General features: G+C 61.8%; 24 protein-coding genes and 1 pseudogene. 14 read left to right on the plus strand and 11 right to left on the minus strand.

Annotation, left to right across the window (positions count from 1 at the left end; all coding sequences use genetic code 11):
* Positions 1 to 8: 8 nt before the first annotated feature.
* Positions 9 to 1,343 (minus strand): nucleotide sugar dehydrogenase, encoded by a 1,335-nt coding sequence (locus tag BJ994_RS08675; RefSeq protein WP_167993377.1) that lies wholly within the window; start codon positions 1,341 to 1,343, stop codon positions 9 to 11.
* A 79-nt stretch (positions 1,344 to 1,422) separates the two neighbouring features.
* Entirely contained in the window at positions 1,423 to 2,736 is a 1,314-nt protein-coding gene (locus BJ994_RS08680; protein ID WP_167993379.1) for a glycosyltransferase family 2 protein, read from the minus strand.
* 135 nt (positions 2,737 to 2,871) lie between these two features.
* Here BJ994_RS08680 and BJ994_RS17975 point away from each other — a divergent pair, with 135 nt between their 5' ends.
* Both BJ994_RS17975 and BJ994_RS08690 read left to right on the plus strand, forming a co-directional pair.
* The gene (locus BJ994_RS17975) at positions 2,872 to 3,411 is read left to right on the plus strand and encodes a sensor histidine kinase (RefSeq protein ID WP_209066723.1); all 540 of its coding nucleotides are present in this window, start codon (positions 2,872 to 2,874) and stop codon (positions 3,409 to 3,411) included.
* A gap of 117 nt (positions 3,412 to 3,528) precedes the next feature.
* On the plus strand, positions 3,529 to 3,672 hold the full coding sequence (locus BJ994_RS08690; RefSeq protein ID WP_167993383.1) for a hypothetical protein: 144 nt from the start codon (positions 3,529 to 3,531) through the stop codon (positions 3,670 to 3,672).
* 12 nt (positions 3,673 to 3,684) lie between these two features.
* Here BJ994_RS08690 and BJ994_RS17980 read toward each other — a convergent pair whose 3' ends face one another.
* The 4 genes from BJ994_RS17980 to BJ994_RS08705 form a co-directional block, all read right to left on the minus strand.
* Positions 3,685 to 3,834 carry a hypothetical protein gene (locus BJ994_RS17980; RefSeq protein WP_209066725.1) on the minus strand — a complete coding sequence of 50 codons (150 nt, stop codon included), beginning with the start codon at positions 3,832 to 3,834 and terminating at the stop codon, positions 3,685 to 3,687.
* A complete protein-coding gene (locus BJ994_RS08695) occupies positions 3,831 to 4,421 on the minus strand; it encodes an alpha/beta hydrolase fold domain-containing protein (protein ID WP_209066727.1) in 591 nt (196 codons plus the stop codon). The genes BJ994_RS17980 and BJ994_RS08695 overlap by 4 nt, the downstream gene beginning before the upstream one ends.
* Before the next feature lie 109 nt (positions 4,422 to 4,530).
* Positions 4,531 to 5,664, minus strand: coding sequence for a glutathione-independent formaldehyde dehydrogenase (locus BJ994_RS08700; RefSeq protein WP_167993385.1), 1,134 nt, complete (start codon positions 5,662 to 5,664; stop codon positions 4,531 to 4,533).
* A gap of 112 nt (positions 5,665 to 5,776) precedes the next feature.
* Positions 5,777 to 6,991 (minus strand): alpha/beta fold hydrolase, encoded by a 1,215-nt coding sequence (locus tag BJ994_RS08705; protein ID WP_167993388.1) that lies wholly within the window; start codon positions 6,989 to 6,991, stop codon positions 5,777 to 5,779.
* Positions 6,992 to 7,314: 323 nt separating this feature from the next.
* On the opposite strand from BJ994_RS08705, the gene BJ994_RS08710 reads away from it, so the two are divergent.
* Both BJ994_RS08710 and BJ994_RS18555 read left to right on the plus strand, forming a co-directional pair.
* Positions 7,315 to 7,455, plus strand: a complete 141-nt coding sequence (locus tag BJ994_RS08710) for a hypothetical protein (RefSeq protein WP_167993390.1) — start codon at positions 7,315 to 7,317, stop codon at positions 7,453 to 7,455.
* A gap of 24 nt (positions 7,456 to 7,479) precedes the next feature.
* Complete coding sequence (locus BJ994_RS18555) at positions 7,480 to 7,794, plus strand: GNAT family N-acetyltransferase (protein ID WP_167993392.1); 315 nt, start codon at positions 7,480 to 7,482, stop codon at positions 7,792 to 7,794.
* Positions 7,795 to 7,824: 30 nt separating this feature from the next.
* On the opposite strand, the gene BJ994_RS08720 is transcribed toward BJ994_RS18555, so the two are convergent.
* The 4 genes from BJ994_RS08720 to BJ994_RS08735 all read right to left on the minus strand — a co-directional run bounded on the left by BJ994_RS08720 (position 7,825) and on the right by BJ994_RS08735 (position 10,880).
* Positions 7,825 to 8,400 carry a DedA family protein gene (locus tag BJ994_RS08720; protein ID WP_245192501.1) on the minus strand — a complete coding sequence of 192 codons (576 nt, stop codon included), beginning with the start codon at positions 8,398 to 8,400 and terminating at the stop codon, positions 7,825 to 7,827.
* Positions 8,401 to 8,477: 77 nt separating this feature from the next.
* Positions 8,478 to 8,924, minus strand: a complete 447-nt coding sequence (locus BJ994_RS08725; protein WP_167993396.1) for a hypothetical protein — start codon at positions 8,922 to 8,924, stop codon at positions 8,478 to 8,480.
* A gap of 289 nt (positions 8,925 to 9,213) precedes the next feature.
* Entirely contained in the window at positions 9,214 to 10,269 is a 1,056-nt protein-coding gene (locus tag BJ994_RS08730) for an LCP family protein (protein ID WP_167993398.1), read from the minus strand.
* An 86-nt stretch (positions 10,270 to 10,355) separates the two neighbouring features.
* The gene (locus tag BJ994_RS08735; RefSeq protein ID WP_167993400.1) at positions 10,356 to 10,880 is read right to left on the minus strand and encodes a winged helix-turn-helix domain-containing protein; all 525 of its coding nucleotides are present in this window, start codon (positions 10,878 to 10,880) and stop codon (positions 10,356 to 10,358) included.
* Positions 10,881 to 10,955: 75 nt separating this feature from the next.
* Between BJ994_RS08735 and BJ994_RS08740 the strand changes: the two genes are divergently transcribed.
* The 10 genes and pseudogenes from BJ994_RS08740 (at position 10,956) to BJ994_RS08785 (ending at position 20,773) form a co-directional block, all read left to right on the plus strand.
* The gene (locus BJ994_RS08740; protein WP_167993402.1) at positions 10,956 to 12,206 is read left to right on the plus strand and encodes an MFS transporter; all 1,251 of its coding nucleotides are present in this window, start codon (positions 10,956 to 10,958) and stop codon (positions 12,204 to 12,206) included.
* Between the two features lie 377 nt (positions 12,207 to 12,583).
* A pseudogene (locus BJ994_RS18405) lies at positions 12,584 to 13,670 on the plus strand (IS110 family RNA-guided transposase).
* A gap of 154 nt (positions 13,671 to 13,824) precedes the next feature.
* On the plus strand, positions 13,825 to 14,250 hold the full coding sequence (locus BJ994_RS08750) for a hypothetical protein (RefSeq protein ID WP_167993404.1): 426 nt from the start codon (positions 13,825 to 13,827) through the stop codon (positions 14,248 to 14,250).
* Positions 14,251 to 14,410: 160 nt separating this feature from the next.
* Positions 14,411 to 14,821: a four-helix bundle copper-binding protein gene (locus BJ994_RS08755; RefSeq protein ID WP_167993406.1), complete on the plus strand. Its 411-nt coding sequence runs from the start codon at positions 14,411 to 14,413 to the stop codon at positions 14,819 to 14,821.
* Positions 14,822 to 15,003: 182 nt separating this feature from the next.
* Positions 15,004 to 15,603 carry a DUF305 domain-containing protein gene (locus tag BJ994_RS08760; protein WP_342450329.1) on the plus strand — a complete coding sequence of 200 codons (600 nt, stop codon included), beginning with the start codon at positions 15,004 to 15,006 and terminating at the stop codon, positions 15,601 to 15,603.
* 421 nt (positions 15,604 to 16,024) lie between these two features.
* Positions 16,025 to 16,216 (plus strand): heavy-metal-associated domain-containing protein, encoded by a 192-nt coding sequence (locus BJ994_RS18560; protein ID WP_167993408.1) that lies wholly within the window; start codon positions 16,025 to 16,027, stop codon positions 16,214 to 16,216.
* A gap of 56 nt (positions 16,217 to 16,272) precedes the next feature.
* The gene (locus BJ994_RS08770) at positions 16,273 to 18,432 is read left to right on the plus strand and encodes a copper-translocating P-type ATPase (RefSeq protein ID WP_167993411.1); all 2,160 of its coding nucleotides are present in this window, start codon (positions 16,273 to 16,275) and stop codon (positions 18,430 to 18,432) included.
* A 106-nt stretch (positions 18,433 to 18,538) separates the two neighbouring features.
* Complete coding sequence (locus tag BJ994_RS08775; protein ID WP_167993414.1) at positions 18,539 to 19,027, plus strand: hypothetical protein; 489 nt, start codon at positions 18,539 to 18,541, stop codon at positions 19,025 to 19,027.
* A gap of 134 nt (positions 19,028 to 19,161) precedes the next feature.
* Positions 19,162 to 19,797 (plus strand): DUF305 domain-containing protein, encoded by a 636-nt coding sequence (locus BJ994_RS08780; protein ID WP_167993416.1) that lies wholly within the window; start codon positions 19,162 to 19,164, stop codon positions 19,795 to 19,797.
* Between the two features lie 88 nt (positions 19,798 to 19,885).
* Positions 19,886 to 20,773 (plus strand): F510_1955 family glycosylhydrolase, encoded by an 888-nt coding sequence (locus BJ994_RS08785; protein WP_245192278.1) that lies wholly within the window; start codon positions 19,886 to 19,888, stop codon positions 20,771 to 20,773.
* Between the two features lie 19 nt (positions 20,774 to 20,792).
* Here BJ994_RS08785 and BJ994_RS08790 read toward each other — a convergent pair whose 3' ends face one another.
* Positions 20,793 to 21,359 (minus strand): TetR/AcrR family transcriptional regulator, encoded by a 567-nt coding sequence (locus BJ994_RS08790; protein WP_167993417.1) that lies wholly within the window; start codon positions 21,357 to 21,359, stop codon positions 20,793 to 20,795.
* Positions 21,360 to 21,609: the final 250 nt, after the last annotated feature.

The following is a 21,609-nucleotide window of genomic DNA, read 5'->3' on the forward strand; positions in this document are numbered from 1 at the left end:
GGCGATCCTCAGAGCCGGACGAGCTGCGGTAGGTCGGTCAACCGGTAGGTGGTGTCCAGGACAATCTTCTCGTCCGCCAGCCACGCGAGGTCCACGTCCGAGTGGGTTGTGTGGACGATGGTGAGGTCCGCATCGACCGACCGCGGATCGGCCACTCCATAGAGCATCTGGTGGCCGGGCAGGGACAGCGTCTCAAAGCGCGGGTCGTAGAAGTGGACCTCAGCTCCTTCGGAGAGCAACCCCGAGATGATCTCGAGCGCGGGAGACTGACGCAAGTCGGCGACGTCGGGCTTGTAAGCGAGTCCCACCACCAGCACTTTCGCAGTGTGAATGTACCGGTCCCGTTCGGCGAGCGCGTGGATTGCGCGCTCGACCACCCTTCTGGGCCGGACGGAAATGGCGTTCATCGCCTGTTCGATGACCGGTGAATTCAGACGCGCCTTCTTCATTTGCCACAACAGGTAGTGGGGATCGCACGGTATGCAGTGTCCTCCCACTCCTGGGCCGGGAAGGAACGGCATGTATCCGTAGGGCTTTGTTGACGCCGCGTCAATGACTTCCTTGACGTTCAGACTCAGCGAGTTGCAAATGTCCGCGAACTCGTTGGCGAGAGCTATGTTGACCGCGCGGAAGGTGTTCTCCAGCAGTTTGCACATCTCAGCTGTTTCAGCGCTTGAAGCGACGTAGATCTCCCGCACGCTGGTCGCCAGCAGAGCGGCGGCGGCGTCCCCGCATGAGCGGGTGATCCCGCCGACAACCCGTGGCACATCCTCATGCGCAAAGGAGTCCGCTCCGGGGTTGATCCTCTCGGGGCTGAAGGCCACCGAGATGTCCTTTCCAACGTCGAATCCGGAGGCGGTGAGCGGGGCGCCCAGCAGGTCCCAGGTGCTCCCGACATAGGTGGTGGAAGTGAGCAGGATGACCTGCCCCGGCACCGCGTTCTCGACGACGGTTGCGCACGCTTTCTTCAGGATCGTCAGGTCCGGCACTAGATAGTCGTCCACCGGCGTCGGAACGCAGATGACGACGGCGGCCGCCCTGCCGAGACGCGATGCGTCCTGGGTGAGTTCGAACGTGGGGTCGGCGAGCGCGCGCACCAGCCGGCACCTGTCCTCCTGGAGCAGGTCGACATCCTGGTTGGCGACGGCTGCGAGGCGCGCCGGGCTGGCATCCAGTGCGAGGACGCGATGCCCGGTTTCGCGGAATGCGAGCGTTGTTGGGAGGCCCACGTATCCGAGGCCCACTACGGCGAGGTCGAAGTCGAACGTCTGAGCTGGTGCGGCAAGCTTGGGTGCTATTGGTGCTAGATCCTGGAGGCGGGCTGGGTTGGTCGAGACTGACATGAATGATCCCTCATAGGGTTAGTGAGACCGATGGCGGACGGGCGATCGGAGGTGGAGTTGTAACTCCGTTGTCGTTTCATCAAACGGCGTAATCCTTGTGAATACCTTGAGTAGTGGTGGTGGATGGGACATGTTCTGTCTGGGGCCTGCGGCCCGGGCTCACCCAGATACCAGTGGAACGAACGAACCAGGCCCTGACCAACGCGGTGATGAAAATTCCGGCGTCGAGCAGGCGCATGAGCGGAAATGCCAGCCCGCGGATCAGATAGAGCGGATCCCGGGTGACTGCGGCAACGAAAATTGTCAGCAGGAAATCGGGGATTAGTACCCCGAGCAGGATTGCCTCGGGAACAAAGACACCGCTGAAGAAATCGGCTGCGGGGCTTTCGACGTTGTACATCTCTGCGATCTGAAATGCGGACCAGACCAGCATGAACGGCACGAGCAGGAGGAGCACCAGGCTGCTGGAGATCAGTTCGAAGATCTGCAGGGCAAGGGCGGCCCAGAAACGTCCCCTGTGCAGCCCGTGCCGGCGCACGGTTTGCCAGAAACCGAGGTTCCACCGGTAGATCTGTCTGGTGTAGTCCCGGAAATTATCCGGATCCTGTGTGTAGGCGATAGCTGTTTTCGGGTGAAAGTGGATCCTGCCAAGTTTCCGGGCGTGGACCTCGAATGTCATGTTGAAGTCTTCGATAACCAGCCCGGGCGCAGCGATGTCGATGTCTTTGAGCGCGCTCGACCGGTACATGCTGGCAAAGCCGGGAACGATCGACACCACGTTCACTGCGACGGCAGCCTGACCGTACTTGTGCAGCAGCTGAACCACCCGGTAGAAGCGCTCGCGGTAAGCGATCAGAAACCGTCCGAAGCGCGTGGGAGAAGGTACCGGGCTGGTGATTACTCTCCCGGCGACGGCAACCACGCCGGGATCTGCGAACGGAGGAAGCCCCGTCTGCAGGTAATCGGCGGCAAGCCGGGTGTCGGCGTCGAGCAGGGTTACCACTTCGAAGCGTTTGGCGAGCTGGAAGTATTCGATTGCGGCGAGCAGCGCCCCTGCCTTCCCCCGGTTCTGGCTCAGGTCGAGTACGCGGACGTCGGCTCTCCGTGCCACCGTCACCGTGCCGTCCGTTGAGCCGTCGGACACGATGAAGATATTGCGGAGCGGTACCAGCGCCGCGGCTGAGGCGATGGTTTCGGCGATGACGGCGTCCTCGTTATGCGCGGCCACCAGAATCGCTACTTGTTCAGGAAGTACAGTCTGCCCTGAGTCCTCGGTGCTGTTTGCGTTGTGGTGTTTCTGCCGGCGTCGTTCTGCTACGAATCTGAAGATTCCGACTGTCGTCCAGAGAAGCGTTCCAAGCCCCAGTACGATCACCGTATATAGGACGAACATGCGGTCTCCCCCTGGTGCTTTTGGATGTGCGGTGACCACAACGTACGCTCCGCGGCGACGTCAGCTCAAGGCCGTTGCTGCCTGTTCGACGCCTTTCACAAGGTATCTCCAAGGACAGCCAACCACTGTGGGAACATGACGACGTGGGGAACCCTATCGCGCACCGATCCCATTGGCCACCGTCTTGCCGACACTCAGCCGATTCATCTCGTTCGCTCCACTGTTCACGATGCCTGCGCCCGTCCCGTCGACTTCAGTGCACTCGGCCTTTTGGGAGTTCTCGAGCAACTCGTATCTCGCACCTACGGGATGACCTTTGTCATGGAGTGCCCACAAGCAAGAGGCGCGGTGGACCGAAGCACGGCGATACTGCTCTATCGGTCTGCGCGCACGCTGCTAGATGGTGTACTGCGCAAAGAGACCGCCGCTCAGATCTCGGTAAAGATCGAGTGCGACGACGATTGGCTCCGCCTCCTCGTGCGGGCTGATGCGTCTACCTCCGACCTGGACGTTGAGCTTCACGCTGTGATTGGCGTCGTCGCTCCGCAGTCACTGATTCAGGCCGTCTACTCAGCCAACGGATATGTGCAGCAATCGGTGGGCGGTTTTGGGATCGAAGTCCTGGTCGCTCTGCCTCTCGCGCTCGCAGCTGAAGAGTCGAGGGACGCCGTATAAGCCCCTGGGCTTATTGCGAGAGCGTTAGAAGCACCCTTACCCGCGCAGCAGCTAGTCTGGAGGGATACTTACTGGACTGGCACCTTGGGGGATTTCTTGTCGACTGCAGGATTCGGGATGGTCTTTGCCATCCTTGCGTACATCATTCCGTTGATGTTGGCGGCCGTACTCCTTTACTACGTCATTCGCCTTGGAGTGAAGCACGGGATGCGCTCGTACTTCGCTGAGGTCAAGCGTCCTCCCAATTCAGGGAGTGACTGAAAGCCTGCGCCGTCATCGGAGCAGGGCCGCGCTGACCCAGTCCACGGCTTGCGTGACGGCTTCGCGGGACTCTGCAGTGTGATCGAGCATGTCGAACCCATGTTGCCCCTCGGGCACGTCAATCACTTCCAGGCTTGCACTGGACTCGCGTGCCCTGCTCACGAAGGCATCGACTGTGGCTTCAACATGCGGGCGCTCCCGGCCAACCCGTGTAGGAGGATGGGAAGCTTGCCGCTCGCCGACACTGCTTCGGCGGGATTGAACCTGTCGTTGATGTCCCGGTCAGCCGTTGGTCCAACAGGTGCCAGTAACGGATAGGTCAGCGCGACACAGCGGAGCCACTCTGGCGGCTCCCGCAGCCAGTCAGCGCTCAGCAGACCGCCGCCCGAGAAGAACCACAACGCAATACCTTGGGGATCAACGCCTGGGAGAGCACGGACTTGATCGACCGCAGCAATAACATCGTCCGCAGCCGCTGGGTAGTGCGCGACCGAGTGAAGTCGATGATCTACAGTGACACCAACTACCCCGCTGGCCGTCGCCAACGAGCCGTAGCCAATATAAACCGGCCAGTCCCGCGGAGTGGGCAACAGATCAGGAGGAACAGGGCCTCCGTGAATGAACACGATCGCCGGCAGCAGTTCATCGCTGCTCGCAGCGGGCCGGTAGATGTCCATGGCGCCGATTCGTTCCCTTGGGACACTTGCGTGAGTAATAACGAACGGCTGCAGGAATGCGGGATCGGCCATATGTCATTCAATCAGATGGATCCTGCAGCAACCTGCAGCTCCTTCCTCCGATGCCACACAGGGCTGACCTGAGCACAATCGTCTGCGGACGATCATCGACTCCCCCTTCTCACGGGTGCAGGAGGACTTTGGTGTATCCGTCTTCGCGTTTGTCGAACTTTGCGTAGGCATCAACTGCTTCGTCGAGGGAGACTTCGTGGGAGACGATCCAGGATGGCTTGGACTTGCCTCGGATGATGAGATCGCGTAGTTCTCGGTTGTACTTCTTCACCGGGCACTGCCCTCCCATCAGGCTGATGCCCTTGGTGAAAACTTCGCCGTAGTTGAACGCTACACGCCCTTCCTTGGCCAACTCATTCGTGGCGCCGGGATCTTCTGGAACATAGACCCCGACAACCCCGATATGCCCGGTGGCGCGGACAACTTTCACGAGATTATCGAGAACCATTTCCGGATGTTCCTCACCGGTGTGATCGTGCGCCTGGTACCCAACGGCTTCGATCCCGCAGTCGGCCCCGAACCCGTCGGTTCCTTCCATGATCGCCTCGGTCGGATCCATGTCGGCGAAGTTGATGGGTGTTGCGCCGATCTCCTCGGCAAGGGCAAGCCTGTCAGGCTCCTTGTCCACAATAAAGACCTGTGAAGCGCCCTTAATGAAGGCACTATGGGCTGCCATTAGGCCAACCGGGCCGGCACCAAAGACCGCCACGGACTTCCCGGGAGCGACCATAGCCATTTCAGCGCCGTGATACCCGGTCGGGAAGATGTCCGAGAGCATTGTGAAGTCAGATTCATTTTCCTTACCCTCGGGAAGTTTCAGGAGATTGAAGTCAGCCCACGGTACGCGCAGCAGCTCGGCCTGGCCGCCCCAGTATGGGCCCATCATCGGGTAGCCGTACCCGGCACCCGGCTGGCCCGAAGGGTTAGCGCGCAGGCAGGCGGAGGTGTACCCGTTGTTGCAGTTGCGGCAGGTGCCGCAGGCCAGATTGAAGGGCACGGACACCCGGTCGCCGACGCTGATGCGGTCCACTCCGGGCCCGACCTCCTCCACGATTCCCATGTTCTCGTGGCCTAAGACCATACCGGCGTCCAGATTCGCCCGACCTTCATAGGGGTGTAGGTCCGAACCACAGATGTTGGCGGTGGTGATGCGGATGACTGCATCGAGGGGCCCCTCGATCTTCGGGTCGGCGACGTTCTCGACGCTGAGTTCGTAGGGAGCTTTGAATACTACTGCTTTCATTGCTTAATCTCTTTCTCTTCGTGAACTGTCGTCCCCATCTGGGCGGGCTGTCACCGGTTGTGGCAGCCCCAACCATGACTATTTGTTGTTAGTTAATAGTTCTGCGTTGTTGTTAGTTAGTAGTTCTGCGGCGCAGGATGTGCACTGCAGCTGCAGTCAGCAGTGCAAGCCCAGCGACACCAAACAGAACGGCGCTGGAACGATCCGTCCCTTCCGTGCCAGCCGCTCCGGATACACCGGTATCGGCGCCACCGACGGGCATCTGCCCCATCTGCGATGACCCAAAATTCCGATCATTCAGCCAGGTCGAAACCTCGTTAGAGAACTCGTCCTTGGTGTTGTGCAGTGTCACCGCGTGGCCGGTAGCCGGAATGGTCACCGAGGTGAGGTCCTGGACCCCGGTCAGCAGTGCCGCCTGATCCTCGGCCTGAATCGGGTAGATGGCATCGTCCCCACCGATCAATACCAAAGTAGGAACGGTGATTGAGGCGACGTTAGCTTTGTTCGCATCCACCGCCCCCATGTAGGACATGATGTCCCCGCAAGGATCAAGGTTGCGCATGCTCGCGGTCGTCTCGATAACGGCCGGGTCGGCATTATCAGTGAAGAAATGCGCCATGATGAACTGCTCGGGAGTGGCCGCACCGAAGTAGACGTACCCGGGCGCCCCGCCTTCGGATGGTCCGCCGCCGGCCTGGCATTCGGCGGTGGCTGTCTGCATGGCCTGCATCGCTGCAGGAGAGACGGTGGTATCTGAGTAGGACAAAACCATCAGCCCGTCGACATTGCCGAAGCTGTATGCGGTTGCCTGGGCGATGATCCCGCCAACGGAATGACCTGCGATGACCACCTGATCGAATGCCGGGATGCTGCGGGTACCGTCCCCCATCCCGTACTGGCCGCCACGCAGCTGATCGACGATCTGGTGCGCAATATCGGCGCGGGAACCGAAGCAGATTCCCATGCCGGCCGGCTTATCGGAGGAGTCATACCCCAGACGGTCGATCGTGACGGTGACGTTACCGGCTGCGGCCTGCTTCTGCGCGAAGTTGTAGTCCGGCTGGGCATTGTAGTTGGTGAAAAACTCGCCGTAGCTCAGCCCGTGCAAGAACAAAGTCACAGACGACGGGTTCTCCAGGGCTTCCTGCGGGCCCGTGATGTGACCACGGACCGTGTAGGTCTGACCATCCGCCTCACAGGCGATCTTGCTGTTATTGACGTTTTGAACGGTGAAACTCACCGCATGCTGGACCGTCGCAGCTGAACCATCCCCGCCGGCACCGGCCGCAACAACCGGTCCAACACCGAGCAAAAGCAAGGGAAACAAGAAAAGAGTCGATAGAGCAAACTTGAATCGAGTGAACATGACAACCTCTCAATGGGAGCCGCCAAGAGTCAGGCATCTACACTTCATATCCCTGATTGGCACGCCGCAGAATATGACCGGACAACATCGTCAGCGGACTCCTCAGCGCCTTCAACAAGAAGACTGTAAGCATGCTGATCAAAGTTAATCTAGAGCGGTTCCCGGCACTCCTTCCGAGCGTTCACCCATTTGGCTTACTCCCACAAGGGAATCTTGCAGATATAGTCCGGCAAATTTCTGCATGGCCCTTGCAGCAACTCGCCCATTACGGCGATGCTCGATGGGTGAAGGACAACGTAATCATTAGACGGGCGCAGCCAGAAGACTCCGCGGAGTTGGCCGCTCTGAAGGAAGCGTGGGCTGCGCTGTCCCACCCGGTATCTGAGTCTGAGCGGAACGAGTTCATTGCAGATCTCTCAAACTGAATAGGTTCGCAAGGGCAGGCGCTGATGTGCCGTGTAGCGGAGGTCGATAGCCGACTTGTCGGAATGGCGTGGCTTGTGATTTTCGAACGGGTCCCCGATATTCACGATCGACATCGTCTGACAGGTGACATTCAGAGTGTGTTTGTGCGTCCAGAACACAGGAGGCGAGGGATCGGAGCCGCCCTCGTCCGATCATTGGTCGACGTAGCTGACGAGCGAGGGGTTCCACGAGTGACCGTGAGCGCAAACGCCTCTGCCGCGTCGATGTATGAAGCAGAGGGATTCGCTCCTGCACCCTATCTCTTCGAACGTCGAGCAGGGAGGCCGGCCCGCTCATAGTTGCCTTAGCTGCGGGCGCGCGCCTGCCGCCTAAGCCTCACGCCGCCGTCGTACCCGCCGCACAACCAGCCAGATAATGAGGGCCGCGATCGCCCCGTAGAGGACGATGTCAAAGTACTGCGAATATTGATCCACCAGGTGATATTGCGTGCCAAGGAAGTAGCCGAGCCCGATGAGCAGCGCATTCCATACAGCGCTACCAGCTGCGGTAAAGATGCTGAACGTCACCAGCGGCATGTGCTCCGCACCGGCGGGCAGCGAAATCAGGCTTCGCACGCCAGGAATCAGCCGCCCAAAAAACACGGCAGACCGGCCATGCCTGTGGAACCACCCGGCCGCGCGCTCGAAGTCCTCGCGGTCAACCAGCGGCAGCTTCGACAGCCCCCGCACCACGCGCTCCTCCCCCAGCTTCGCGCCGAGGAAATAGAGCACCAGCGCACCGGCATAACTGCCGATCGTCGCGATGACAAAAACCAGCACCGCGTTCATCTGCCCCTGTTGCGACAGGAACCCGGCCAGCGGGAGGACAACCTCGCTCGGAATCGGCGGGAACACCGTCTCGAGGAGCACCAGGAAACCTACGCCGATCTCCCCCAGCGCGGTCATCACGTCCGAAATCATGCCGGTGAGCCCGCCCTGGCTCGGCCCTCCGCCCGAGTTCTGCGCCCCTAAGACTCCGCCGATCACGTGCGGGCGCCGCCACGCAGCTTGGTGTAATACAAAATTCCGAGGCCCACTAGCGCCAGGATGACCAAGACGCGGGTGACCGGGTGCTCGCCGATGGAGATGTCCTCGGTGTCAGCGCTCGCTTCCGCTTCGACGGTAGACGGGCTTGGGCTCGGTGTCGCCGCTGGGGTGGACGACGGCGAGGCGCTCGCAGCCGTGGCAGTTGGCGTTGGCTCCGGCTCTTCCGAAGGTGAGGGCTCTTCCGATGGTTCCTCGGTGGGCTCTTCCTCCGGTGCAGTGAGGTCAACAATCAACCCGGTTGCCGGATCCCAGCGGAAGTTCGTGTAGGTGAATGTAGCCGGATCGATCAGGTTTCCTGTACCCGGCTCAATCAGCAAGCCGGTGTTTGGCTCGATCAGGTAACCCGTCCCCGGATCGATCGTGAACCCTGTAACGGGATCCACCGCAGGTCCCACTGGCTGCTGCGGTTGGGCTGGCGGAGGAGGCGGCTGTACCGGTTGAGGTGCTGGCTGGACCGGTGTGGGCTCCGAGGGAGGCGGTTCTTCAGTTGGAACAGGTTGAGTCGGTTCTGGCTCAGGTTCCGGCCCGGGCGATGGTGGTGCCGGATCTGTGGGCTGCACCGGCAGCACGGGCGGAATTGTGACGACCGGCCCCGCGTATGCAGGTGCGCTGACCGCACCCAACAGCAACGCGGCAGCAAACAGTGCCCCAACAATGCGCTTCATCATGTCCTTACGCTCCCTGTCCACTCAGATTAGCGGTTTCCAGGTAGTCCCCGAGCGTTCCTTCATCCAGTGCGGCGGCAATCTCGGCGATGGCGGCTTCGTCCTTCACCACGATCGACTGCCCGTCCGGGGAGGTTCCCACGCCGAGGTTCGGGAGCGTGAAGAACTTGACGTCATCGGTGCGGACGTTGCGCAGGCTGAAGGCAAGTGATCCGACGGCAGCGGCATCGAACTGCTCGTCGACACTCAGGTACGGGGAAATCTCATTGACAATGCGGCTAACCTTTGCGGGATTGGTGAGTGTGCTGCCGCTCAGGAACTCCGACATCACTGCCTTGATGTATAGCTGCTGGTTGCGCACGCGCTGGTAGTCGCCGTCTGCGAAGGCGTACCGCTCGCGGACAAACTTCAGTGCGGATTCGCCGTCGAGCGTGATGGGGCCCTGTTCGAAGAACTCGCCGTTGACGCCCTCGGACTGGAAGGCGATGGGGTTGTCCACGGTCACGCCGCCCAGCGCGTCGGTCAGTCCCTTGAAACCTTCGAAGTCAACGATCACCACGTGGTCGATTGGTGCATCGAACATGCCCTCGACCGTCTGCACCACCAGCGGCACTCCACCGAAGGACATCGCAGCGTTGATCTTGTGCATGCCGTACCCGGGGATTTCCGTCCAGGTGTCGCGCATGATCGACATGACGTAGATGTTCGCGCGGTCCTTCGGGATGTGCATGAGCATCATCGTGTCCGAGCGCGAACCCTCCGGTGTTTCTGGAAGGTTGGACTCTCCGGCGGTTTCCGCCGCACGCGCGTCGCTTCCCATGAGCAGGATGTTCATGGCGCCCTCCGCCGCCGCCGGCCGGGTGGGCCTCGTCGAATCCTCCGGGAAGGCAGACTCGATGGTGGTGGTGCGCGAGTTGAAGGCCGTCGCGAGGCTGAAGGCGTAGCCCGCAACCACAACGGCAACCGCAACCAGCAGCGCAAGAAGCACCAGGAGAGTGTTGCGAACCGGGTGCCGTTTTTTGGTTGGGTGCTGCGGGGCGTCGTAGTAGTCCTGCGTAGTCAAGCGAAAGGCTCCCCTGCCGAGAATCAGTAACCCTTCATGCTAACGGCGTCAGGTGGGAATCCGCTGAATGTCCGCTGAGTGCTGCTTCAGTCGGAGGAGCGGTGAAGCACGAAGATCCCGCCATACGCTGGCTGGTCCTTACGTTCCTTGTCGCTTTCCGTGTACTCCCGGAGGATCCGGTGAATGCGCTCGTTCAACTCCTCGGCATCCTCTTCCGAAAGGTGCAGCATGAATCGTGAAAGCCCGGCGAGCGCATTTGGACCCGCTTCCCGGAGCTCCTGCTGGAACGCCTCGACCGGTGCGAGCGGCCCCTCCGGCCCCGCCTGGTCCAGCGCGGTGTCGAGGGTCCAGGACCGCCCGGTGGACCGGTACGGTTTCTCTAGCGCGCCACTCTCCCCCGTCCGCACCTCGACCGGTTCCAGGAATCCGGAGGCGAGCAGTTGGCGTATGTGGTAGAGAACCGTCCCCGGATCCTGATCCAACCGGTCCGCGAGCTGCTTATTGGTGAGCTCATGGAGTCCGCACAGCCGGATGATGCGCAATCGGAGCGGATGCGCCAGCGCCTTGATCTCGCGGGCGCTGGCGGCTGGGTGCTTTTTCTGCCGGTCCATGATGTCAATCCTACGTTCAATTGAGGTTTTTACAATCACCTTGAACTTTCTCAATCAATGTGGGATTGTTCACACATGACAAACGACGACGCGTTGGTCTCCGAGGAAACGCGGACGCCGCTGGGCCCCTCCTACTGGAAGCTATGGACGTCCTCCGGGTTATCCAACCTGGCGGACGGCGTCTTCAAGATCGCGCTGCCACTGCTCGCGATCCAGTTCACGCAGTCACCAACGCTGATTGCGGGCCTCACCTTCGCCGGAACACTCCCCTGGCTGCTCTTCGCCCTGACGGCGGGCGCGCTTGCTGACCGGCTGGACCGGCGGCTGCTCATGCTCTTCGCCAACATCACCCGCGCCATCCTGCCCGCACTGCTGGTTGGAGTGATCCTGTTGGACCTCGGCTCCATCTGGGCGTTGTACGTGGTGGCTCTACTGGTGGGTGTTGCGGAAACGCTGTACGACACCTCGGCGCAGTCGATCATGCCGCAGGTGGTGCACCGGGACCAGCTCTCGCGCGCAAACGGCCGCCTCTACGCCGTCGAACTCACCACGAACCAGTTCATTGGGCCCCCGCTGGGTGGCCTGCTGGTTGCGGCCGGTGTTGTCGCAGGATTCATCGTGCCCGGAGCTCTGTGGCTGGCCGCCGTCGGCGCGCTGTTCCTGGTGCGCGGAAAGTTCCGGATTGAGCGCGAGCAGAAGACCACCCTGCGGTACGACATCGCCGAGGGCCTGCGCTTCCTCTGGAACCAAAAGATCCTGCGCACGCTCGCAATCATGACCGGTACCTTCAACTTCGCCTCGAACGCCGCGTTTGCGGTGTTTGTGCTCTTCGCGGTGGGGCCGACGTCCGCGATGCAGCTCACGGAGGTGGGCTTCGGCATCCTCCTGACGTCCTCGGCTATCGGCGCATTCCTCGGCTCGTTCCTTGCCGAATGGGTCGAGCGGAAGCTGGGCCGCTCCAAGGCGCTGGCGCTGACCATGGTTGGCGGGGCACTGTTCGTCGGCGCTCCCGCGCTGACCGACAACCCCTACATCCTGGGCGCGGTCTTCTTTGTTGGCGGAGCACTCATTGTGCTGTGGAACGTCATCACCGTCTCGCTCCGGCAGCGCATTGCGCCGAACAGGCTGCTGGGCCGGGTAAACAGTGCCTACCGTCTGCTTGCCTGGGGAACCATGCCGCTCGGCGCCGTCGTCGGTGGCCTTCTGGCGCAGTGGCTGGGGATTCAGGTGATGTTCGGGATCATGGGCGTGCTGACCCTCGCCCTGCTCGGCCTGATGCCGATCCTGACCGACAAGGCAATTGACGCGGCCGACGTCGAATCCTGACTCCCACTGCGCCTCGGCGGAGTCCTATGTCTCGCGGGGATCCGCATGCGCTGCAGGCATTGCCTGCGATGCCTGCAGCTGAGGCAGTTCCCAGAAAGGACATACCCCCCCCGCTCCGCACTGAGGAAAGATGGGTGACACGTGGCAGGGGAGGGGTTCCTGACTTACCCGCTGCGTGACGGCTGGCATCTCTTCCGGTGCTTGCTGGTCTATGAGGAGACGTGTCGGCTCGCCTTTCCTGCCGCCTACCTATGGCGACCGGGCCGGACGGGATGTGACTTGATAGGAACGTGGCGAACTCAGGCTCTTCAGTGCTTTGTCCGCCCGGCCCGGTCACCCGTGCTCGCCAAACGTCCCATCGACAGGAACGAGTACGCATGACGCTTGCAACGACCGAAACGACCAGCCGGCCGGTAACCACCATCACGATAGGCGTGGACACCCACTCACAGCTCCATCACGCTGCAGTCCTCGACCAGCACGGCATACTGCTCGGACATCGGCAGTTCACCACCGACATCGCCGGCTACCAGGAGCTTCTAGACTGGGCTGCCAGCTATGGAATCATCAACGCAGCAGGCGTTGAATGCACAGGCTCCTACGGAGCCGGCCTCACCAGGCACCTCCTGGCCGCTGGCACCGACGTCGTCGAGGTCAACCGTGGACACCGCCTCACCCGCAGCCGCTCAGGCAAAAATGACGTTATTGATGCCGAGGCTGCCGCTAGGAAAGTAATGTCGGGCGAATGTTCTTCACCGGCCAAGGACACTACCGGCGCCGTGGAAGCAATCCGCAACCTGCATCTGCTGCGGGACTCGGCTGTGAAATCACGTGCGGCCGCGCTCGTTCAGTTACGCGATGTTCTAGTCACGGCCCCTACTGGGATGCGCGGGCGGTTTGATGCCAAGACACTCGAAGGCAAGGCAACGCAGGCCCGCGCCCTGCGCCCGGACAGCAGCCGGCTGGATGAACCGGAGCACGCGGTGAAGTACACACTGCGGGAACTGGGCCGTCGTATCTTCAACCTCACCGCTGAGATCAACGCAACGGAGAAACACATCACCAAGCTCGTTGAAGTGGTCGCACCCACCACAATCGCCCTGCCCCAGGTCGGCCCCCACAGTGGCGCAGCTGCTTATCACGGCAGGGCAAAACATCGGCCGGTTCCCCAGCGAGGCAGCCTTCGCCAGGCTCTGCGGCGTCGCACCGATTCCAGTATCGTCCGGGAAAACCCATCGCATGCGCCTCCATAGAGGCGGCAACCGCCGCGCGAACCGGGCCATATACCTGGTCACCATCTGCCGGTTACGCTACGACCCCCGCTCCCAGGCCTACCGCGACCGCAAACGAGCACAAGGGCACTCTTCAGCAGACGCCATCCGTAGCCTCAAGCGCTTTATCACCCGCGAGCTCAACTACGCGCTGAAGCGGGACCTCAGTCCGGGTGATCCGGTCTCGTGTTGATGTGGTGGGGGACGCAGAGTCACATGTGCAGCATGCCGGGCTGCTCCCGGTAAGGCCGCGCGCTAGTCAGCATGCTTACCTTTCACTAGGCTGGATCTTGAGCGTTACGAAGCAAACGGACTGGAGGGTACTCATTCCAATACCAGCAGGAAGGGTGAGCATCACCGCGCAGGCGGTGATGCGGCTTGTGCTGTGTGTTTCGCTGTTGGTTGCGTTCACGACTTCTGCCGCTGCCGCACTGTGCCTGCAGACGGAGCAGCACACTCCTGGCGTCATGACCGGCAGCGGTATGGCCATGGATTCGTCGGCTCCTGGCAGCGGCAGCGAAGGAATGTTCATGTCGGCAGGATCTGAGGGGTCCTCGTCGACGCATGCGTGCTGTCACCAGCAGGCCAGCACTCCTGACCCGGTTACCCCGCCGCAACGCGCGGTGCCGACTGAACCAACGGCCGTGTTCTCCTTGGCAGTCATGCAGCTTCCTGCTGAGCACGGGCAACCACCGGGATTGTTCGATCCGGCGCTGGAAAAACGTGACCACCTCGCCCCGTCACTGACAGCCCTCTCGATCAGTCGCACATAAATCCTCCTCGCGCACGCATACCCCTTTTTCTTTGCGTGTCGCTTCCACTTGTTCACCCGGCCAACACTGGCTGGTTGTGTTTGCCGCGAGGCATCACTTACAGAACGAACAAATGCAGCTCGGCGTTTGATCGGCTGCACCCCAAATCGAGGAGAAACCAATGACACACCACGTGACGTCCATGCTTGACACCTACCCCAAGGACCTCGGAGGAATGGACAAGCAAAAGCTCGCCGAGTGCATCGAGGTGTGCTTCGAGTGCGCCCAGACCTGCACCGCCTGCGCGGACGCGTGCCTGAGCGAAGACATGGTCGCGGAACTGACCAAGTGCATCCGGACCAACCTGGACTGCGCTGATATCTGCGGAACCACCGGCAAGATCCTGTCCCGTCATACCGGGTACGACGCAAACCTCACCCGCGCGGTGCTGGAGGCCTGCCGCGTCGCGTGTAAGGCCTGCGGCGACGAGTGTGAAGAGCACGCCGGGATGCACGACCACTGCCGGATCTGTGCAGAGGCGTGCCGCCGTTGTGAGAAGGCCTGCGCGGAACTGCTGTCCTCACTCGGCTAGAGCCTTCCCTGCCTTTCGTTACTGGAAGGCAGGGAAACCTGTGGCCATCGCCGCGGAGAATCTTCGGTAGCCCTGGGCGCGCAGCACCGGCCTGGGGCGCCAGGCCGGTGCTGCTCGCTACTTACGAATCTGCAGTATTCAAGATCTGCGCTGGAGCATTAATGAACAAAAGGAGGAGTCCGGTGTCGAACACGGAAAACAAGCAGTCCCATGAGCAAGGCCAGGATGAGCAGAAGTCCCACCAGATGCGGAACATGTACCTGCGATTCGGGGCGATGATCCTGACCGCCATGGTGGTGATGTACTTCGTCATGTTCATCGGCTCCTATGAGTGGAGCCATGTGCGCTGGAGCGAGAGCCGCATGTTCATGGCGCTCACGATGGGTGGCACGATGGGGCTGATCATGCTGGCTTGGATGCTGAACATGTACAAGAACACGAAGGCGAATGTGGCCCTGGTAGTAGCCAGTCTTCTGCTGCTCGGCGGCGGGGCTTTCCTTGACCGCAGCCAGACCACCGTGCAGGACCAGGCTTTCATGAGCGCGATGATCCCGCACCATTCGCTAGCCATCACCCGGTCTGAGCGTTCCGAGCTGGCCGACGTGCGGGTCTGTCAGCTCGCGGTTGAAATCAGTGAGGCCCAGCGTCGGGAGATCTTCGAGATGGACTGGTTGATCGAGGACATCGAGCAGAACGGTATCGCCGCAACCGCCCAGGAAGCGGAAGACCGTCCGGTCCCCGAATATGAGGAGGCTGCAGAGCGCGAGTGCGCCGGAGGGTAAACTGCACAACGCACACCACCGGGGTGAATTCGGCGACTCTCCAGCAGCAGGTCAATCAGTAGCCCCTCCCGCGCCGCCGGCGGACCACATCTCAAGCGAGGGAAGCAGCAATCCTGACTTATACCCCCGGGGGGTATAAGTTTACGGGTACCGGAGCGGGAAGTCCGAGCCCATCAGTGGCCGCTTACTCCTTGAAGGTCCCTCAGGCGGCTGTGGGCGGCGTGAATGACCACCGGTTCCAGCCGCCGCTGATTCTCGAAAAACCAGTCCCCTTTTGTTTGGAGATCACCATGTGCGGAACTTCTTCTTCCGATCTGACCCTGACTGATAAGTTCGCTGCGGGTGCGCCTGCTGCGCACCTCAGGAAAGCGCGGCCCCGTCCGTTGTCGCAACCGCCGGCGGTGTTAGCGCCAGTTTCGCCGTGACCGGGCTGACGTGCGGGTCTTGCGCCTCCCGGGTTACCTCAGCCGTCGGCGCTCTTGATGAGGTCAAGGACGTCCAGATTGATTTCGTGTCGGGTGGGGCCTCAACGGTCACCGTCCTCAGCAGCCAGCCGGTTCCTTCCGCAGGGGTACGTTCCGCTGTGGAGCAGGGCAGGCTATCAACTCACTAACGCCTGACTTTTCCAGGTCCGGGACGTAAGCCCCGTGTGACCGAAGGAGAATTCCCATGAAACACCAGACGCACACCGGGCCCGTGACCGGTGATCACGACACCCACGGCCAGGCCATGCCCACGCAGGAACCGGCCTCCGCGTTGGACACCGACCAGCATGGGGGCCATGGCACCCACGCCGGGCACGCGGATGCTGACCATGAAGTGCATACGCACGGTCAGCATGCCGGGCATTCCACCGCGATGTTTAAGAACAGGTTTTGGATCAGCCTGGTCCTGACTGTCCCGGTGGTCCTGTTCAGCCACATGTTCGCCATGATCGTCGGCTATACACCGCCGGAGTTCCCCGGCTCCATGTGGGTCTCCCCGGTCCTGGGCACGGTCATCTTCATCTATGGCGGCGCCCCGTTCCTCAAGGGCGGCCTCACGGAGCTGAAGTCCCGGCAACCCGGGATGATGCTGCTGATCGCGATGGCTATCAGTGTCGCGTTCATCGCTTCCTGGATTACGACCTTGGGAGTCGGGAATTTCAACCTCGATTTTTGGTGGGAACTGGCCCTGCTGGTTGTCATCATGTTGCTGGGCCACTGGATGGAAATGCGGGCACTCGGATCCGCGGCCGGTGCCCTTGACGCGCTGGCAGCACTCCTGCCCGACGAGGCCGACAAGGTCACCGAGTCGGGCATCGAAACAGTCCCCATCAGCTCACTGGCTACGGGCGATGTTGTCCTCGTCCGCTCGGGTGCCCGGGTCCCGGTCGACGGGAACATCGTCGACGGCACTGCGGAGTTCGACGAATCCATGATCACCGGTGAATCACGTACCGTCTCGCGCACCATCGGAGAAACTGTGGTCGCCGGAACGGTCGCGACCGATAACGCGGTACGGGTGAAAGTCGCGGCTGTGGGCTCCGACACCACCCTGGCGGGTATTCAACGGCTGGTCGCAGAGGCGCAGGCCTCCTCATCGAAGGCGCAGGCCCTTGCGGACCGTGCGGCGGCCCTGTTGTTCTACTTCGCCCTGGGCGCGGGCATTCTCACCTTCATCGCCTGGCTGCTGCTGGGCAGCCCGGATGGCGCGGTGATCCGGACCGTCACGGTGCTGGTCATTGCCTGCCCGCATGCCCTCGGCCTGGCGATCCCGCTGGTGATTGCCATTTCCACCGAACGCGCAGCAAAGAGCGGGGTGTTGATCAAGAACCGTATGGCGCTTGAGCGGATGCGGACCATCGATGTGGTCCTGTTCGACAAGACCGGTACCCTCACCGAAGGCCGCCACGCCGTCACCGCGACCATCACAACCGGCGGTGTCAGCGATGCGGAGATGCTGGCCCTGGCTGCAGCGGTCGAATCCGATAGTGAGCACCCGGTCGCTCGGGCTATCGTCCACGCTGCCACCAACCATCAGGAAGCCAGTGCGTACGGGTACCGCGGTACCGGGTTTTCCTCCATGACCGGTCGCGGGGTCCGGGCAACCGTGAACGGCTCCAAGATCGCCGTCGGCGGCCCGAACCTGCTCAAAGAACTAAACCTGGAAACCCCGGCAGAAATGACCGGCACCATCCAGGAATGGGTGGGCCGCGGCGCCTCGGTGCTGCACGTGGTCCGCGACGGTGCGATCATCGGTGCCGTCCGTTTGGAGGACCGGGTTCGGGATGAGTCCCGGTCAGCGGTGAAAGCCCTGCAGGAGCGCGGGGTGAAAGTCGCAATGATCACCGGTGACGCACGCCAGGTCGCCGACGCCGTCGGCGCTGAGCTGGGTATCGACGAGGTCTTCGCCGATGTACTGCCGCAGGACAAGGACTCCAAGGTCGCCGAACTGCAATCCCGCGGGCTGAAGGTGGCGATGGTCGGCGACGGCGTGAACGACGCCCCCGCACTGGCCCGCTCCGAAGTCGGCATCGCTATCGGAGCCGGGACCGACGTCGCGATGGAATCCGCCGGCGTCGTGCTGGCAGGAAACGATCCGCGCTCGGTGCTGGCGATGATCGACCTGTCACGGGCCAGCTACCGCAAGATGATCCAGAACCTCGTCTGGGCCACCGGCTACAACGTCCTCGCCGTCCCGTTGGCAGCAGGCGTACTCGCGTTCGCCGGCTTCGTGCTCTCACCCGCAGCAGGAGCGGTGCTGATGAGCGTGTCCACCATCGTGGTCGCCCTCAACGCGCAGCTACTGCGCCGGATCGACCTCAGCCCGGAACGGATCACCGCCTAGGAACGTACCTACTATGGGACGGTCGGTGTCCTCCTCACAGAGGTGGGGAGGACACCGACCTTGATCGGGACGCTGAAAGCACCACGATGAACGGAAAGGCGCGGCGATGACCGGCAGGACCAGGACCAGGAACCTCCTGGCCCTGCCGCGCGCCGTCTTCACGATGCTGGGCCTGACCGCCGTCATCATCGGCATCCTTGCCATGCACATCTGGATGGGCGGCCACGGTCCCACCGCAACCCACGGATCACACCCCACCACCGGCCCCGTCATAGCGAGCCACCAGGCCATGGCCGCAGCTGATAATGGCACACATACCGGAACTGCAGCTGAAACCCACAAGGCGATACCGGCTGTCCATCCCGGCGGCACCGTGGACCTGGATCAGGGTTGTGTCGGTTCCTGCGGGGATGAAGGTATGGCCCTGGGTATGTGCATGCTGGCCCTTATCGTCGTGACCGTCCTGGCATTCCTGCTACCTGCGTACAGGGAAGTTTCCGGCACCGCAGTCCTGCGTGGTCCACCAACAATGAGCTTGCGGGCGCTATCGATTCCTGTTCCTTCACTGATCCGACTCTGTATCAGCCGTACCTGATCCGCGGCATGCCGCCACCACCTTGCCCGAGTGTATTGAGCGGGATGACGTGTGCGCGGCGATGAGGTGAGCCCCGAAAAGGACGGGCACACCAACAGAATTCCCCGACATCATTGAGAAGGATCAGATCAACCATGAAGCGTTACCTTTCCCGGCCAGCACTGAGCATCGCTGCGGTTATCACCCTTGCCGCATGCGGAGCTGACGCTGAAACCGCTGCACCAGTAGGGGACCCCACGGCCTCCACCCCGGCAGCGACGACAACCACCGCCGAACCCAGCACGGACGTTTCCGAGGAGCACAACGATGCTGATGTGATGTTCGCGCAGATGATGATCCCGCATCACCAGCAGGCGGTGGAAATGAGCGAAATCATCCTCGCCAAGGAAAACATCAACCCCGAAGTGACCGAACTGGCCACCCAAATCAAGGACGCCCAAGGCCCCGAGATTGAAACCATGACCGGTTGGCTCGAAGCTTGGGGCGAACCCGTTGGCGGCATGGAAAGTCACGACATGGGCTCCATGGGTGGCGGTATGGACGGCATGATGAGCGAGGACCAGATGGCCGGACTCGAAGCCGCCGAAGGCGAGGAAGCGGCCCGGATGTTCCTTGAATTCATGACCGAACACCACAACGGCGCTGTCGACATGGCACAGGAAGAGATCGACGACGGCGAAAACCCCGAAGCCATCGCCCTCGCCGAGACCATCGTGGAAACCCAGCAGGCAGAAATCCAGGAAATGGAAGAACTGCTAGCCGAACTCTAAAACCGGCACCAGTACTCCCAGGGAGGGCCAGGTAACTGGCCCTCCCGCCCCCCTCCTGGCTTCTACTTTCACCTCAAGGATTCCGACTATGTCCCGCCCATATCCTCACTTCACACACCCCGAAACCGTCAGGACGAAGGCCCTCGCTGCCGGAGCAGCCGGCGCACTTCTTCTGACCTCCTGCTCACCACCTGCGGCGCCGCCCACCGAAGCTCCCACCGCAACCAGTTACCCGAGCGGTCATATCCACGGTATGAGCGTCGACCCCGCCACCAACCAAGTGCTTCTGGCTACCCACGACGGCCTGTTCAACATCTCAACCTCACCAATCAGTAAGATCGGACCAACCATCGACCTGATGGGCTTCACCACCACAGCTAACGGTGACTTCTACGCCTCCGGGCACCCCGGACAAGGCACGGATCTGCCGGACCCAGTAGGACTCATCCGATCCACCGACGGTGGTCAAACCTGGCAACCCCTGTCCCGCCAAGGCGAATCCGACTTCCACGCCCTAGCCGCCACCGACTCCGGAATCGTGGGATACGACGGGCAACTGCGCACTAGTGAAGACGGCACATCCTGGGGGGCGGTGAACATGTCAGTGCCGGCGTTCAACCTTGCCGCAACACCGCGGGACAGTGTGGTTCTGGCGACCACCGAGGAGGGCCTGCAGCGTTCGACCGACGACGGCCGCACCTGGTCGGCCGTGCCCGGTGCACCCCTCCTAATGCTCACAGCACTCAGCGAAGGCAAGGCCACCGGCATCACACCCGAAGGTGTGGTGTACACCAGCGGCAATGCCGGGGTGACCTGGGTCGAACGCGGGGCCGTTCCCGGGGAACCAGCAGCAATCGCGGCTCATACGCTCGATGACACAACCCTGCGAATATGGGTTGCTACCGGAGACAGCGTCCAGGTCTCCAACGACAACGGCCAAACCTTCACCGACGCCAGATCAAACCACCTGAAATAAAGGCCACACGGAAGGGGAGTCAGGTGTGAAGCCCTCGTACCGTGACCGCCACCAAGCTCGAGACGGCACCCCGGGAGGAGAGCGATCCGGCGGAACTGAGGGCCTTGATGCAGTACCGGGCAAGATCTGTCGGATCCATCGCCAGGTCCGCGGCCTTCTCCTGCGCGTCTGCCCGGATCAGGTCTGCGATAAATGCCTCAAGGTGCTGATGCGCATGGTCGATATGGCTGCCCTGATGCAACACCGGGGTTGATGTGTCGTGGCCCGGCCTGTCATAGATCATCAGCGCATAGGCCTCAAGCACCGCCTGCAATTGTCGTCCCGTGCCAGCTGTCTCACGGCCTATCCCCTCGAGCCCAGCCAGATGCTCACGGACCTGCCGTTCGTGCCAGGCGGCCAGCAGCGATTCAACGTCAGGAAAATACTTATACAGCGTGGCCCGGGTAACCCCCGCATATCCGGCCACTCGGGTCATGGACACACCGGAAAATCCTGTCTCTGCGACAAGGGCTGCCACCGCGTCCAGGACGGCGGTCCGGACGGCATGACGGTGGCCCTCCACCGTTTCCGTCCAGAGCTTGGGCATACCACCAATGTACTGGCAACCACCCTCACCCACAGCGGTTTGCTATACACTCCGTATAGAAAAGCTGACATAGAAAGAGGTTCAACCCATGGATATTCACTCTGATCGAGGGCAGGAAAGCCACAGCCTACCCGGGCAGGAACGCCCCGGGATGCCCCGATGGGTGAAAGTAATCGCCCTCATAGCCCTGGCGGTGCTACTGGTGTTCGTGGTGGCGATGCTTCTCGGAGGAGAACACGGCCCCGGACTG

Source organism: Arthrobacter pigmenti (assembly GCF_011927905.1).
GTDB lineage: Bacteria > Actinomycetota > Actinomycetes > Actinomycetales > Micrococcaceae > Arthrobacter_D > Arthrobacter_D pigmenti.

Bases quoted from the DNA above. Each gene is read 5' to 3' on its own strand.
- BJ994_RS08675 (WP_167993377.1), bottom strand. From the start codon at position 1,343: ATGTCAGTCTCGACCAACCCAGCCCGCCTCCAGGATCTAGCACCAATA.
- BJ994_RS08680 (WP_167993379.1), bottom strand. From the start codon at position 2,736: ATGTTCGTCCTATATACGGTGATCGTACTGGGGCTTGGAACGCTTCTC.
- BJ994_RS17975 (WP_209066723.1), top strand. From the start codon at position 2,872: ATGACGACGTGGGGAACCCTATCGCGCACCGATCCCATTGGCCACCGT.
- BJ994_RS08690 (WP_167993383.1), top strand. From the start codon at position 3,529: ATGGTCTTTGCCATCCTTGCGTACATCATTCCGTTGATGTTGGCGGCC.
- BJ994_RS08695 (WP_209066727.1), bottom strand. From the start codon at position 4,421: ATGGCCGATCCCGCATTCCTGCAGCCGTTCGTTATTACTCACGCAAGT.
- BJ994_RS08700 (WP_167993385.1), bottom strand. From the start codon at position 5,664: ATGAAAGCAGTAGTATTCAAAGCTCCCTACGAACTCAGCGTCGAGAAC.
- BJ994_RS18555 (WP_167993392.1), top strand. From the start codon at position 7,480: ATGTGCCGTGTAGCGGAGGTCGATAGCCGACTTGTCGGAATGGCGTGG.
- BJ994_RS08720 (WP_245192501.1), bottom strand. From the start codon at position 8,400: ATGACCGCGCTGGGGGAGATCGGCGTAGGTTTCCTGGTGCTCCTCGAG.
- BJ994_RS08735 (WP_167993400.1), bottom strand. From the start codon at position 10,880: ATGGACCGGCAGAAAAAGCACCCAGCCGCCAGCGCCCGCGAGATCAAG.
- BJ994_RS08740 (WP_167993402.1), top strand. From the start codon at position 10,956: ATGACAAACGACGACGCGTTGGTCTCCGAGGAAACGCGGACGCCGCTG.
- BJ994_RS08755 (WP_167993406.1), top strand. From the start codon at position 14,411: ATGACACACCACGTGACGTCCATGCTTGACACCTACCCCAAGGACCTC.
- BJ994_RS08770 (WP_167993411.1), top strand. From the start codon at position 16,273: ATGAAACACCAGACGCACACCGGGCCCGTGACCGGTGATCACGACACC.
- BJ994_RS08775 (WP_167993414.1), top strand. From the start codon at position 18,539: ATGACCGGCAGGACCAGGACCAGGAACCTCCTGGCCCTGCCGCGCGCC.
- BJ994_RS08780 (WP_167993416.1), top strand. From the start codon at position 19,162: ATGAAGCGTTACCTTTCCCGGCCAGCACTGAGCATCGCTGCGGTTATC.
- BJ994_RS08785 (WP_245192278.1), top strand. From the start codon at position 19,886: ATGTCCCGCCCATATCCTCACTTCACACACCCCGAAACCGTCAGGACG.
- BJ994_RS08790 (WP_167993417.1), bottom strand. From the start codon at position 21,359: ATGCCCAAGCTCTGGACGGAAACGGTGGAGGGCCACCGTCATGCCGTC.